Genomic DNA, 13,051 nt, shown 5'->3' with positions numbered 1-13,051 from the left:
CTCCGCTGCGGTACGCCTCAGCCGTGTTCTGCGGCGAGCGTTGCCGGCTCACGTTTTAAGGGCGGTATTATCTGGCTGTGTGAACGTTGAACAGGGCAGGTGCATGTTTTATGCTCGGGTGAAAATCACGGATGAAGGGAGCTTTTATGGATGAGCATGAATCAGTGGGGCGTTTTGGCCGAATACGATATGAGCGTGGACAAGTTTTGCCGGCGTTCCAGGCTGCAGGAGCATGAGGTCAGGCTTATTCTGCGGGACAGACTGACCGTCACGCCTGCCGTGGCGGAGAAGCTGGGCCGCGTGTTTTACTCGCCCGGCTTCTGGATGGTCCGTCAGGCGATGTCGGAACTCAGGAAACTCAGTCAGGGGAGTTAAAAAAGCCCGGATAACCGGGCAAAAAGGACAAGTGACTACTCTTATGAGGCTTCTGGAAACTCACAGCACATTCATGATAAACAACGTACCGCGCAGTGGTACTCAAAAAATTTGTCAGTCTGTAAGAGGGCGTTATCGGCTTCATCTGCAGCCCTCTCCTGAGAGGACCGGGGTAAGACGCCGGTCCTGAATGTCATCTGGCACAGATACACTGTGTCAGGTTTTTTAGCTGAAGCATTCCATCTTATTTTAAAGCCTGCCGGTGATCAGAAAAAAATCACAGACGAAAAGCGCACGGCAAATATTGCGCTCAGGATGAAGTGCGCCAGAAAAATGGCAAAAGCGATGCCGCCGAGTAAGACACTCAGAAAGGAGTGCTTCTCCTTAAGGATGAACGTCAGGCCGGACAGCACCGCCAGTGAAAGCAGGGCCTGCAGTACATGACTCACCGGGATCACCCAGTAATGGCCTGCATATACACCCGCCTTGCTGATGGCCACAATCAGCGCGGTTCCGCCGAATCCCCATCCCCAGAATGTTTTCGCCAGACTAAATTTTCCTGTCACAAGCGCCTTTAACATCGTCATTTCCCTGTCTTAACCCGGTTCGATCCGGGAAATTTAGCATTCAACGACAGGCTCAACCAGAAACTTTCTGTGCTTCAGCGACGAAGGATGTCGCTGCGCTCCGCTTTTTTCCGGCGCCCCGCTTCGCCTGGCACCGGAGCGCCTCCCTTACTCATGAATTGTTCTCTTCCTTTTTCCAGGGCCTGCACCGTGCCTTCACGTTAGCCGGGCCGCGTCGCCGTCAAGGGCGTCGTGCTCACCCGTTCCCCGCCGTGCGCGGGACATTCAGTCCGCTCCGGCGGCGCGTGCGGCTTGCGCGTCCCCCCGTGACTGCTCCGCTTTTCGCCCGGCTGTTGTGGCGGCACGGAGCAGGTGAGGCCGTGCAACCACTGACTGAGGAGCAAATCATGCCCAGCCTGAGCAGCCCGCCGGAGTGGGGAGAAGAGAATGAGGACGGTCACGTCAGCGTGACCGGGCCGGACTGGATTATCAACAACGTCGGGCACTACGGTGGCTGACAGGAGGCGGCGGGGGAAGCCCCGCCGGAAAACGACATGAGAGAAATGACGGTACGTGAATTTAAGGCGCGCCTCGATACCAGCGGGGATGACGAGCTGTGCTGCGGCACCTTCTGGCTGGCAGATGACTTCCTCAGCATTGACCCGGCGGTAAGCGTCGCATATTGACCGTGTTGACACTCGCATGAAGGTGCATCAGCTCAGACTTTAGCTGATAGGTTTTGTTGATTTAGCACAATCAATTAGAGAGGGGCTGCTTTGCGCGAAAAGCGGACCTGGTTTTGGGGCCGCTTATGTCTAATTAACCTGACCATCAGAGCTTTTGTGTTACCTGTTCTGATAAAGATCCCAACGGTTGCCGTATATGTCCTCAAACACAACGACCATCCCGTACTCCTCTTCTCGCGGCTCCTGACAGAAGTTGACGCCTTTTGCCTTCATGGCGTTATAGTCGCGCCAGAAGTCGTCAGTCTGCAGGAACAGGAAAACCCGACCGCCGCACTGGTTGCCGATAAATCCTTCCTGCCGCTCGTTTGAAGCACGAGCCAGGAGTAGATTACAGTCGCTCTCCGGGTTCGGTGTCACCACAACCCAGCGCTTGCCAGGCTGTGGCGTGTCTTCAACCAGCGTAAAGCCCAGCTTGTCGGTGTAGTAATCAATTGCGCGGTCATAGTCATCGACCACGATGGCCACATAACCCATGCATTTTTTTTGCGTTCTCATTTTTGCTCCATCAGGGTTCAGATACGGCTGTCTTGAAACAACTTTTTAACACAATCTAACTCTATTAGCTGCATAGATGAGGCCAGAATAATTACGTCCGTTCATGGCACAAATCGGACGTTCAGGCTGAAAAAAAGTACGGCGATGAAACAGACAAATAAATGCCTCGTATGCAGCATTTATGCTGCCGGAAACCCGTATAACTAAACATGCGTGCTGATTAGCTACTCCCTCTGAAGCAGATTCAGCCAGTCCCTGTCATTAATACCAGGCCCTGGACTAATACTCTGACCCTTCGCCTCATCTGCATCATGGTGACCGGAGTCTCAGGCAAAGAAACTGGCTGGGTGAACCTTTGCTGACCACTGCCGATAATAACAGTGCTGCAGCTAGATGCTGCGGCATTTCATACCAGTATCCTCCCGTTAAACGGGAGTGATTTTTTTCGTCAGCACCATGCTTTCATGCTGGCGCCTTACACCATGGAACCCGTATGAACAATATCAGAATAGGAATCCGGCTCGGTGCCGCCTTCGGCTTTATGGCACTCCTTGTCATGTTTATGGTGCTCATCGGCATCGTTAAAATAAACTCTCTCGGTAGCACCAACGACGAGATATCCGGCAGTCTTTACAGTAAGGCCTCCTCTTCACTTTCGCTGCGCTATTACACCTCAGACATGAGCCGCCTTGCGCGGAATGCGATTCTTCTCAGCGACGTCACTAAAAGGGAAAAAGCCATCAGCGATTACCGGGGTGAAAGGCACGAGGTGGACAGTCTCATCAGTCTTATCGGTAAGCAGGTCAACACCCCTCAGGGAACCGAAATCTTTACCCGCCTCAAAGCCCATGGAGAACTCTTCCTGCCCTTCATCGATGAAGTGGTGGCACTTGCGCAGCAGGGCAAAAGTGATGAGGCCACCCGGCTGCTTTTTGGTCCACGCTATCAGACGCAGGGAGACTTTATGGCTTCCCTCAAGGAAATGCAGACCTTTCAGGAAGCGCGCATGAGTTCAGCCGCCGCCCAGGCGCGCGAGGAACGCACCGCTGCGCTGATGATGTTAGTCACTGCCGGCGTGGTTGCTCTGCTCCTGGCCGCGGTATCCGCCTGGGTTATCACCCGGAGTATCACGCGTCCACTCAATGTGGCCGTTGAGGCTGCCCGGCGGGTGGCCCGCGGAGACCTGAGCGGTACCGTCCGGGCAGACCGGAAAGATGAGACCGGCACACTGCTGTCGGCCATCAGTGACATGCAGGACTCACTGATTAACACAGTCAGCCTGGTAAGAAGCAATGCAGAAAGCGTGGCATCAGCCAGTACCCAGATTGCCCAGGGCAATACTGACCTCTCGCAGCGTACCGAGGAACAGGCCAGCGCGCTTGAGCAGACGGCCGCAACCATGACGCAGCTCGGCATGACGGTAAAAAACAACGCAGATAACGCCCGGCAGGCCGGCCGGCTGGCTGTCAGCGTGCGTGATGTGGCAAACAAAGGCGGTGAGGCTACCGCAGCCATCAGTGGCACCATGAAATCCATCAGCGAAAGTTCCGGGCGCATCGCTGAAATCACGGCCGTTATCGACGGCATCGCTTTCCAGACCAATATCCTTGCGCTGAATGCCGCCGTGGAAGCGGCCCGTGCCGGCGAACACGGCCGGGGCTTCGCGGTGGTGGCAAGTGAGGTCAGGTCGCTGGCGCAGCGCAGCGCCTCGGCAGCGGGTGAAATACGCCAGCTGATTGCAGCCAATGCCGATACTGTGGGACAGGGCAATGAACGGGTGGTTCACGCTTCTGAAACCATGTCAGGTATCCTCGCGGCGGTCGGGAAGCTGTCGGATACGGTGGAGGAAATCAACGCGGCCAGTGCGGAACAGGCCCGGGGAATTGAGCAGGTGGGGATTGCCGTCACTGAAATGGACACGACCACCCAGCAGAACGCCTCGCTTGTAGAAGAGTCGGCTTCCGCAGCCGCGAGCCTCAGGGAACAGGCGGAGTTACTTCTGCAGGCCGTGTCTGTGTTCAGCCTGGGCAGCCAGGTAAAACCTGCCGCTGTTCATGCGCCCGCTCCAGCTGCGGGTGCGGCAGTTAAAGCCCGCGTGGAGACCGAAGACGACGGCTGGACACATTTCTGATTACAGCACTGCGCCTCATTCAGCAGATTCTGAATAAGAATGGAAACCCCTCCGGTCCGGCGGAGGGGGCAGGAGAGCAGACCGGGTGACCAGTACCCCGCATATCAGTACATTCTGGTGTTAGCAATGTCCGCTCTGGCACAGAGCAGCCTGTCAGATTAAATTCAGCTCTGTGCCATAACCGGGTCAGGTCAAAACAGCGGAGGTAAGATCGGCCTTCCACGGCAGCAGATCGCGCAGCCGGTTCACTGGCCAGTCCTGAATGTGGCTGAGCACGTAGCGCAGCCACGCCTCCGAATCCACGCCGTTCAGCCGGCAGGTTCCGATCAGTGAGTACAGAACAGCAGCACGTTCTCCGCCCCTGTCTGAACCGGCAAACAGCCAGTTCTTCCGGCCCAGGGCAACGCCCCGCAATGCGTTTTCCGCGATATTATTGTCCATTTCCGCCCATCCGTTACGGCAGTAAAGGTTCAGCGCGTCCCACTGCTTCAGCAGGTACGTGAATGCCTTTGCCGTGTCGGAGTGGCGCGACAGTATTGTCATCTGTTGTTGCACCCAGTCGTACAGCGACTGCATCAGCGGAATGCTTCTGGCTTTTCTGGCTGCCAGCCGCTCGTCTGCCGGACTGCCGCGTATCTCTGCTTCGATGGCATACAGCTCACCGATGCGCCGGAGCGCTTCGGTGGTGATGCCGGTCGGCGTGCGGGCATGGACGTCGTGGATTTTTCGCCGGGCATGCGCCATACAGGCCGCTTCCGTGATACGGCCGTCTTCGTAAAGTGCATTATAGCCACTGTATGCATCCGCCTGCAGGATGCCGCTGTACCCGGCAAGATGCTGTTGTGGATGGATACTTTTCCGGTCCGGTGAGTATGCAAACCATGTCGCCGGCGGCAGATGCGACCCGGCGTTGCGGTCATCCCGCACGTACACCCACAGACGGGCAGTGCGCGTTTTGCCGCTGCCAGGCTCCTGTACCGGGACCGGGATATCGTCGGTGTGCACCTTACCCGGCATCAGTACGTACTGGCGCAGCAGGTCATACAGCGGCTCCAGCAGTTCGCTGACCGCGCCGGACCAGCGCCCCAGCGTGGCACGGCTCAGCTCCACGCCCTGGCGGCTGTATATCTCCGACTGTCGGTAGTGAGGCGTGTGTTCGGCGAACTTCGCCGTGACAATGCGCGCCAGCAGGCCGGGGCCGGCGTAGCTGCGCTCAAGAGGTTTTGACGGCATGGGGGCCTGAACGATGTGGTCGCACCTGCGGCAGGCCAGCTTCGGCCGCTGCGTTTCGATAACCCTGAAGGCACTGCTGATGAGCTCCAGCTGTTCCGACACGTCGCAGCCCAGCGCGCTGAGCTCTCCGCCGCACGCCGGACAGGTGGTTTCTTCCGGAGTCAGCGTGCGGGTTTCACGGGGAAGCGAGGCCGGTAAAGGTTTGCAGGCGGAAGTCTGGCGCAGCGGCTGCGGGAGTGCCGGGTCATGCTGCTCACCCAGGACCTCCGCCATTTCCTCCTGCAGGGCGCTGATGCGATCCTCAGTCTCGCGCACCTGACGTGCCGTTTTCTCACGCAGCTTTTCGGAGCTTTTGCCGAACTGCATGCGCTGCAGTTTCGCAACCAGCGCCTTCAGGCGGCTGATTTCGCTGGCGTAGGCCGCCACCCGCTGTGACAGGAGGCGGTTGTATTCGGCCATCTGCTCAAGGCTTCGCTGCTGCGTGTCCAGCAGCGCCCTGAGCCGGGCGTTTTCTGCAGAGAGTGAGCGTTCCATGCATTCACATTACGCCGGTTCAGATGCGCAGGCCAGGAGGATTTATCCGCTGCGGATGCTTCCAGTTGATACCTTCCAGCAGCATCGCCAGCTGGGCCTGCGTGAGGTGCACCCTGCCGTCCCGGTTCACCGGCCAGACAAAGCGCCCCCGCTCCAGGCGCTTGGTGAACAGGCACAGGCCGTCCGCATCGGCCCAGAGGATTTTCACCATATCGCCGCGCCTGCCCCTGAAGATAAACAGATGGCCACCAAACGGGTCTGCCCGCAGCGTGTTCTGCACCTTCGCCGCCAGCCCGTTGAAGCTGCAGCGCATGTCTGTCACGCCGGCAACCAGCCAGATGCGCGCGCCTGACGGAAAGCTAATCATACCTCACTCTCACGGAGCTCACTGACCAGCGCCCGCAGCAAGTCCGGTGTCACGGGGCCGGTCAGGCTCAGGGTGCCGCCGGGCAGCGTCAGCTTACAGCTGATAACGGGGGGCGAATCCGGAACCCCACTGCTCTGCCTGACCGGAACGGGAAAAGGCTCAACCATGACTGGTATCATCCCGGCGCGCGTGGCGGGGTCCAGCAGGCCCTGACGGTGCAGGTTGCGCCAGTTAAACACCAGGTTATCGTTGACCCCGTGCTCCCGGGCCAGCTGTGCCACACAGGCGTCCGGCTGCAGGCTCAGCTCCGCCATGCGGATTTTGAACTCCAGCGGCCAGTCCGGGCGCCGCTTTTTTACGGGCAGATTCGTTTCCAGATTGAAAGCGTAAAGCTCCTCATCAAGCCGTTCCGGCGTGTAGTCTTCGGGCAGCGGCCAGTTAATACCCGTACGGCGAAAACGCTTGAACATTTTATGCGTAGCGGAAGTGCTGATATTCAGCTGCTCAGCGATTTCACGGTAGGTCAGGGCGTCGTTAAAACGCAGGCTGAGTGCTGTAGTGATCCAGGGTCTGCTGATGTAAGGCGTGTTTCTGTCCACGGTAGTGTCCATGTTCGTGAAAGTGTCCATGGTAGGAAACACGGGCAGAAATGGAAGACGGTGTGGATGTGACGCTTACACCCGGCGCTGACGCGGGAAGAAATTGCAGCGGCGATGGAGATTGCTGAAGACAGGCATGACGCGAATGAGGGTTTCAACTGGTGGCATCTGGAACGGGCCATCAGCGAAATGAAACAGGGCGGTGACGTATGAATTCCTGGCTTGTCAGCTGGCAGGAGGAGGTGGGCAGCACCTCACACGAGTATCACATGCTGCTCCAGGGGAGTGACTTCGCTCTGGCTGAGGCGGCGTGCGAGCGGATGGGTGAAAACTGGTGGCCACCGGAGCGGCCCGTCTGCTCTCAGGGCTGCTACTGGCAGTTTGACCGGGGCAGCGTCTGGCTCAAAAGCATCGTCCTGCTTGATGAACGGGAGGCCGACACCCTGACCGGCCTGCGGTTCCTCGATGAGTGGGCGGTGAGCGGCACGCCGGATGCGCCCGTCATCTGTGACCGGTGCGACTGCCGGTGGGAAGATTACTGGCCCTGACCTTTCACCCCGATGCCGCCCCGACCGGCGGCATCTCTTCAGTAAGGGATAATGAAGTCGCTTCGCTCCGCCTTTTTTGCCGCTTCCCGTCCGCTGGCCGAAAACCGGCCGATGCAACGTGCCGTGCCCTCACGGTAGCCGGGCTGCTTCTCAGACAAGTGAAGCTTCGCCGGTCTGCTCACCCGTTCCCCGCCGTGCGCGGCACATTCAGTCCGCTCCGGCGGCGCGTGCGGCTTCGCGCCCGCCCTTGTCTGCTCAGCCGGTCGCCCGGCTGTGTGGCGGTCACGGCACCACAGGGGTGCCCTCTGACAGTGAGGAGCAGAATTATGTCCCGTTTCATGCGTGGAGACAGCGTACAGATCATGGCCGGCTTTCCGGATGCGAGTATTGATTTCATCCTCACCGACCCGCCATACCTCGTCGGCTTTAAGGACCGGTCCGGCCGTTCGATTGCCAATGACGTTAACGACGAGTGGGTGCTGCCGGCGAGCCGGCAGATGTTCCGGGTGCTGAAAAACAACAGCCTGGCGGTGAGCTTCTACGGCTGGAACCGCATCGACGTCTTCATGCAGGCCTGGAAGGCGGCGGGTTTCCGCGTCGTCGGGCACCTCGTTTTCACCAAAACCTACGCCTCGAAATCGGCATTTGTCGGGTATCAGCACGAAAATGCCTACGTGCTGGCCAAAGGGCGCCCGCCGCTGCCGGCAAACCCGCTGCCCGACGTGATCCCCTGGCAGTACACGGGCAACCGACACCACCCGACCGAAAAGCCGGTGAGCGTCCTGCGGCCGCTTATCGAGTCCTTCACGCAGCCCGGTGACCTGATTCTGGACCCTTTCGCGGGGAGCGGTTCGACCTGCGTCGCCGCGGACCAGTGCGGCCGGCGCTGGATTGGGATCGAACTGCTGGAGCAGTACCACGCCGCCGGCCTTAAGCGCATCGGCGAACTTCGCGCCGCCCGGGCTGCCTGATTTTTCCCCTTAACCTGACCAGAAGGACAGCACCATGACAGACCAGACACCAAATACGGAACTGACCCAGCTTACCGACGACGTGAACGACCTGGAGGAATCGCTTTACGAGTTTCACCTGCGGCTGCGGGACATGGTAAAGCGCAACCTGTACCGCGGCGCCTCGCCGGCGCAGAAAATGGCGGGGGTGCTGATTGAAGATATCGATTTACAGCTCCTTGAGCTTTACCGGCGCGCCGCCCTGATGCGCAGCCACCTGAATTAAGATGCCGGAGTGGTCATTTTATGACCACTCCTTTTCAGTTCGCGGGTACTGCCGCCGCGGCGCTTTTATCCACAGGGTTCCGGCCGGTTTATTCACCGTGCTGTGGACAACTGAGAGTCAGGAGGTTGCTGCGCGCCGCTTTATGCCGCCTGTCGGCGGGGGAGGGCAGAAAACCAGGTCCGTGCGGTCTGCGGCCGGTGCCGTGCCTTCACTCTAGCCCGACCGCTGCGTGATCAAGAGATCGCTCCGCTCGACTCCTCCCCCGTTCGCACTCCCTCCGCCGCGCTTACTTCCGTCGCGCTTCCGCTCAATATTCGCGTCAGCGCCGTGCGTAATCACGGCTCCGCTCGTTTGCGCTGCGGCCTCGTCGTCGCTCCTGATCACTCCGCTTTTCGTCGGGCTGTCATTCAGGCACGGCACAGGCCGTAACGGTAATCCCCTCTGACTGCGGAGATGTCTGATGAACACACAATTCCACGTTTACCCGCCAGCGTCTGTCCTGGCGGATGCTGAAAGGCTGCATTTTCTTCCTGCGCTGTTTGGCCACGACTTCATGCGTGCAGAAAACAACGTCTACCTCTACGCCGATCGATACCTGGCCAACTATGACGGAGCGGTGTGGGACTTTGTAAGGGTGCCAGGCGTGCCCCACGGCGGCGGCTACATGAAGCCCGCCGGAGAAGAACGCTGGCAGTTTTCCAGCCCCCACGTCTGGACCGACCTTGAAATCAGTTCGGACGCGGCGGGGATCATCATTACGGCGCTGGTACTGAATCACCGTAGCTGGCTGTATGACCGCCACGACGACGAGGAGCTGTGCGCGCACTTCTGCCGTCGCTACCGCCAGCTGACCGCATTTGCCCAAATTCATCCCGAAGCCGCCGCGATTTTCTGCGCCCTTGACTGAAACCAACGGGGCGGCGGGGCCGCCCCTCACAGGAGAAAAATTATGTACGGAACCGTTAACGAAATCTGTGAGCAACTGCGCCAGCGCTACAAATCCGACGAACTCATGACGCTGATTATCTGGACGAAAGAGGACGTACGGGACGTGCTGGATAGCGCACAGATCAACGACGAAACCGCCGACGAAATTTTGCAGCAAATCGACGGGATTAGCGATCAGCACGAATACGGCGTGAGCCTGGAAACGCTCCAGGCGGTACTGGATAACATCCGTGAGGAAGAGAGGCAGGCCCGCGAAGCGACGGTGCCCGCCGCCGCACTCGAAATTGCGCTCAGGGTGGCGTGGGATTTTATGCGTCTTGAGGACGCACAGAGCGGGGAGGGGGCGGCCGCGCGGCTGTATCCACACGAAACACAGGCGCTTTTACGTGTCAGCGCCGCGCTGAGAGCGCAGGCAGACAAATAACAACCCAGTGACAGCGCGGGGGCGGTGAAGCCGCCCCCCGTAAGGAGTCAAAAAATGTACGGAACCGTCAGTCAGCTTTGCCACCGCCTGAAAACCGAATTTCAGGGCGAGGAAAAAATAACGCTGATCATCTGGCGTAAAGAGGACGTGATGAAGGTACTCAGCGAGGAGCACATCACGGAGGAAACCGCAGCCGAAATCGTGTGCGACCTCTCAACATGGGACAGGGATGCACAACACGAGGCGGGCGTGGGTGCCGAAACTCTTCGCGTGATTGCCAGCGGCATCCGCTACGCTGCCACACGGCGTAACCGGCCGGTGACTGTCACCGCGTCCGATCTGGCTGTTCTGACCGAGGCCGTGGAGCGCTTACTGAATACGGGGGGCGATGACGATCCCAGCGCCATTGAAGAAGCGCTCAGACGGGCTTACCACGCCTTAAATCAGTAACGGCGGTAAGCAGGGCAGGGAGGCCCGCTGCCGGTTTTGGCCGGGCGAAACCCCTTCGCCTGCGGCGGCGAAACGGCAGGGCGCGCCTGACGGCGCGGCCACCGTAACGCCTCTGACAAGAGTATTCTTCAGCACGACGTTTGCCGCCATTTTTTCAGGCCTTTCTGTCGTGATGCGTGAGCGACTCAGCGGTTTCTGCCCGTGTGACCCGAAAAAAATGCTTTTACGCCGGGCGTCCGGTCGGCTGTCATGCTCCGCACAGAGCCGGCAGGCCGTCTCTGCCCGGCCCCGTTCCGGGGCAGCGGGTTTCCATCCTGACGCAACACCTTTCGCCTGCAGCAGCCGTTCCGGCTGCGCCGCTCAGTCGCGCCGTATACGTCGCTCCGTGCATCCCGCCATCACACACGGCGGGACGTAAGGGGCAACGCCGTTTCGCGCCCGCGCCTCACGCCGTTGCGGCGGGTTCCTGCTGCCGGTTGTTTTCACGCGCATGAGTCCGTACGCCGGGGCTGAGACAGCCACAAACCGCCTGGCTGTCCAGGGACGGCTGAAGCCTCTCGCCGGAAAATTTTTTGTCTGGCCAAAAATTTTTCCGCTCGCGCCCGGACAGCTGCACCGGCCCGTGCCTGATTCGCCCTTTGCGGCGTACGGCTCTCAAGCGGGTGAAGGTTACAACCTGGTGAGCAAGCAGCAGTTCCCCGCAAAACGTCAAAACCGCGGCCCCGGCAACTCAGCGGATGATGGTTCTTTAACAGACTGGAGAGAGGTTCAGGCAGATGCAGGCAAAGCGTATCTACAAAGTTGCGTTTCTCGGCAGCGACGAAAAAGGCTCGTTACCGTTGTTTACACGCGTCGAGGCTGTGACGGCGAAGCGCGCGCAGAGACGGTTTATCGAGGAATTCAGGCCTGTAAAGGGCTGGTTCCTCGGTGACCCTGAGGACGTGACAGAACAGGCACAGGCAGAAGCAGAAACACCGAATCAGCACCAGGCATGAACACCCCCCTTAACAATATGACACGCCGCCCCGCAGCGGCGTACAGGAAGGAGAAAAACATGACAGACACAACGACCGCACTCACCGCCGATATGCACTGTTTTGAGGATGCAGGCGAACTCATCCCGTCCGTGCCGGTTGAGCGCATAATCGCGCAGCGCAACAGCGGCGTGGAGTGGTTTATGCAGGGTATGCACCTGATACAGCAGGCGCAGGCCGCGTTTGCGCAGGCGTCCGGGCGCGAATGGTTTTACGGCATGAAGGACATCATCGAATCCGGCCTCAGTTCGGCACGTGGTGACAAGGCGAGTGAAAACCTCCGCCGCCAGATTGGCCGCCTTGCCGATCGCCCGATATGGGATCGGCTTATGCGTGACACCGGCATGCTGACGCTGATGAGCGCAGAGCAGAAAAAAGTCTGGGATGCGGAGTTGTACGGCGAGGATTGCCCTGAAATCAGCTTTGACAGCGTGATCGCCACATTCCGCCACCTCAACGCAAATAAAGCTGCGACCTTTGAGCAGGGGATCATCGACGTGTTCCGCAAACTGTCGTGGGACTACAAAACCAATAACCCCTGCATGCTCGGCAAACGCGTGATCCTCAGTGGCGTGATAGACAACCACGCAAACCGCTGGTTTTCCGTGCGCACTTACGGGCAGGAGCGGCTAAATGACCTTGCCCGTCCGTTCTGGCTGCTTGACGGCAAAACCGTGCCGGACTGGCGGGTTTCAGAAGGTGCGCATCTGGCCGATTTTATCAATGCCCGATCGTCGAATCTGGGTGAGGTGCTGACCTGTGCCTATTTCACCGTCCGCGCCTTCAAAAAAGGTTCTGCGCACGTCACCTTTACGCGGCCTGACCTGGTGGAAAAGGTGAATGACATTGTGGCGCGTCACTATCCGGGCGCACTGCCGCCAGCCGTCTGACCGGATCGCGGGGGAACCGACCCCCGCAGTCGTCCGGGCGAGCGCAAACCCCTGTGGCCTGCGGCAAAGGAAAGGAGAGCGGCGCTGGCGCGCCACTCTCTTTCCCTTTGCGGCTGCGGGCCGGTTATAAGGGCATGTTTTTGCCAGGTTGGTTTTTTCCCTTCAGATCGTCGTTGCGGCGTGCCTGAGGGCTGTCTCACCGGGCGTCCGGTCGGCTGTCATGCTTCGCACAGAGCCGGCAGGCCGTCTCTGCCCGGCCCCGTTCCGGGGCAGCGGGTTTCCATCCGGACGCAACACCTCTCGCTTGCAGCAGCCGTTCCGGCTGCGCCGCTCAGTCGCGCCGTACACGTCGCTCCGTGCATCCCGCCACAACACACGGCGGGATGTAAGGGGCAACGCCGTTTCGCAACCGCGCTCAACGCCATTGCGGCGGGTTCCTGCTTTCCTCAGGGGTTGTGTTCGCCCGTATGAGTCC

Annotated in this window: 17 protein-coding genes; 12 read left to right on the top strand and 5 right to left on the bottom strand. The window is 59.4% G+C overall.

Annotated elements, in window-relative coordinates; all coding sequences use genetic code 11:
• Positions 1 to 150 precede the first annotated feature (150 nt).
• Positions 151 to 375 carry an XRE family transcriptional regulator gene (locus A6A26_RS23900; protein ID WP_253851958.1) on the top strand — a complete coding sequence of 75 codons (225 nt, stop codon included), beginning with the start codon at positions 151 to 153 and terminating at the stop codon, positions 373 to 375.
• Between the two features lie 266 nt (positions 376 to 641).
• On the opposite strand, the gene A6A26_RS23895 is transcribed toward A6A26_RS23900, so the two are convergent.
• A complete protein-coding gene (locus tag A6A26_RS23895) occupies positions 642 to 956 on the bottom strand; it encodes a hypothetical protein (RefSeq protein ID WP_029571277.1) in 315 nt (104 codons plus the stop codon).
• Between the two features lie 365 nt (positions 957 to 1,321).
• Here A6A26_RS23895 and A6A26_RS25685 point away from each other — a divergent pair, with 365 nt between their 5' ends.
• Positions 1,322 to 1,459 (top strand): hypothetical protein, encoded by a 138-nt coding sequence (locus tag A6A26_RS25685; protein ID WP_156506714.1) that lies wholly within the window; start codon positions 1,322 to 1,324, stop codon positions 1,457 to 1,459.
• Positions 1,460 to 1,495: 36 nt separating this feature from the next.
• On the top strand, positions 1,496 to 1,627 hold the full coding sequence (locus A6A26_RS26200) for a hypothetical protein (protein ID WP_256393290.1): 132 nt from the start codon (positions 1,496 to 1,498) through the stop codon (positions 1,625 to 1,627).
• 159 nt (positions 1,628 to 1,786) lie between these two features.
• Here the strand turns inward: A6A26_RS26200 and A6A26_RS23890 are convergent, their stop codons facing one another.
• Positions 1,787 to 2,182, bottom strand: a complete 396-nt coding sequence (locus A6A26_RS23890; RefSeq protein ID WP_063881276.1) for a VOC family protein — start codon at positions 2,180 to 2,182, stop codon at positions 1,787 to 1,789.
• A gap of 493 nt (positions 2,183 to 2,675) precedes the next feature.
• Here A6A26_RS23890 and A6A26_RS23885 point away from each other — a divergent pair, with 493 nt between their 5' ends.
• Entirely contained in the window at positions 2,676 to 4,313 is a 1,638-nt protein-coding gene (locus A6A26_RS23885; protein WP_063881275.1) for a methyl-accepting chemotaxis protein, read from the top strand.
• Positions 4,314 to 4,499: 186 nt separating this feature from the next.
• Here A6A26_RS23885 and A6A26_RS23880 read toward each other — a convergent pair whose 3' ends face one another.
• Genes A6A26_RS23880 through tnpA form a run of 3 tightly spaced genes read right to left on the bottom strand, consistent with a single transcriptional unit; the run spans position 4,500 to position 7,046 of the window.
• Positions 4,500 to 6,080, bottom strand: coding sequence for an IS66 family transposase (locus A6A26_RS23880; protein WP_063881274.1), 1,581 nt, complete (start codon positions 6,078 to 6,080; stop codon positions 4,500 to 4,502).
• Positions 6,081 to 6,099: 19 nt separating this feature from the next.
• Positions 6,100 to 6,447 (bottom strand): IS66 family insertion sequence element accessory protein TnpB, encoded by a 348-nt coding sequence (gene tnpB, locus A6A26_RS23875; RefSeq protein ID WP_063881273.1) that lies wholly within the window; start codon positions 6,445 to 6,447, stop codon positions 6,100 to 6,102.
• The gene (gene tnpA, locus A6A26_RS23870) at positions 6,444 to 7,046 is read right to left on the bottom strand and encodes an IS66-like element accessory protein TnpA (protein ID WP_253851956.1); all 603 of its coding nucleotides are present in this window, start codon (positions 7,044 to 7,046) and stop codon (positions 6,444 to 6,446) included. The genes tnpB and tnpA overlap by 4 nt, the downstream gene beginning before the upstream one ends.
• Positions 7,047 to 7,255: 209 nt before the next feature.
• Here tnpA and A6A26_RS23865 point away from each other — a divergent pair, with 209 nt between their 5' ends.
• The 8 genes from A6A26_RS23865 (at position 7,256) to A6A26_RS23825 (ending at position 12,576) form a co-directional block, all read left to right on the top strand.
• Positions 7,256 to 7,594, top strand: a complete 339-nt coding sequence (locus A6A26_RS23865) for a hypothetical protein (RefSeq protein ID WP_063881272.1) — start codon at positions 7,256 to 7,258, stop codon at positions 7,592 to 7,594.
• A 326-nt stretch (positions 7,595 to 7,920) separates the two neighbouring features.
• Positions 7,921 to 8,565 carry a DNA methyltransferase gene (locus A6A26_RS23860; protein ID WP_063881271.1) on the top strand — a complete coding sequence of 215 codons (645 nt, stop codon included), beginning with the start codon at positions 7,921 to 7,923 and terminating at the stop codon, positions 8,563 to 8,565.
• A 34-nt stretch (positions 8,566 to 8,599) separates the two neighbouring features.
• Entirely contained in the window at positions 8,600 to 8,830 is a 231-nt protein-coding gene (locus tag A6A26_RS23855; protein ID WP_063881270.1) for a hypothetical protein, read from the top strand.
• A 460-nt stretch (positions 8,831 to 9,290) separates the two neighbouring features.
• Positions 9,291 to 9,737, top strand: coding sequence for an antirestriction protein (locus tag A6A26_RS23845; RefSeq protein ID WP_063881268.1), 447 nt, complete (start codon positions 9,291 to 9,293; stop codon positions 9,735 to 9,737).
• A gap of 42 nt (positions 9,738 to 9,779) precedes the next feature.
• A complete protein-coding gene (locus A6A26_RS23840; protein ID WP_063881267.1) occupies positions 9,780 to 10,202 on the top strand; it encodes a DUF1380 family protein in 423 nt (140 codons plus the stop codon).
• A 54-nt stretch (positions 10,203 to 10,256) separates the two neighbouring features.
• Positions 10,257 to 10,652, top strand: a complete 396-nt coding sequence (locus A6A26_RS23835) for a DUF1380 family protein (RefSeq protein WP_063881266.1) — start codon at positions 10,257 to 10,259, stop codon at positions 10,650 to 10,652.
• A 776-nt stretch (positions 10,653 to 11,428) separates the two neighbouring features.
• On the top strand, positions 11,429 to 11,647 hold the full coding sequence (locus A6A26_RS23830) for a hypothetical protein (RefSeq protein ID WP_063881265.1): 219 nt from the start codon (positions 11,429 to 11,431) through the stop codon (positions 11,645 to 11,647).
• Between the two features lie 59 nt (positions 11,648 to 11,706).
• Entirely contained in the window at positions 11,707 to 12,576 is an 870-nt protein-coding gene (locus tag A6A26_RS23825) for a DUF4942 domain-containing protein (RefSeq protein WP_063881264.1), read from the top strand.
• Positions 12,577 to 13,051 lie beyond the last annotated feature (475 nt).

The sequence above is a fragment of the Pantoea sp. OXWO6B1 genome (assembly GCF_001641135.1).
Lineage (GTDB): Bacteria > Pseudomonadota > Gammaproteobacteria > Enterobacterales > Enterobacteriaceae > Pantoea > Pantoea allii.
This window is presented reverse-complemented; position numbering and strand designations above follow the sequence as displayed.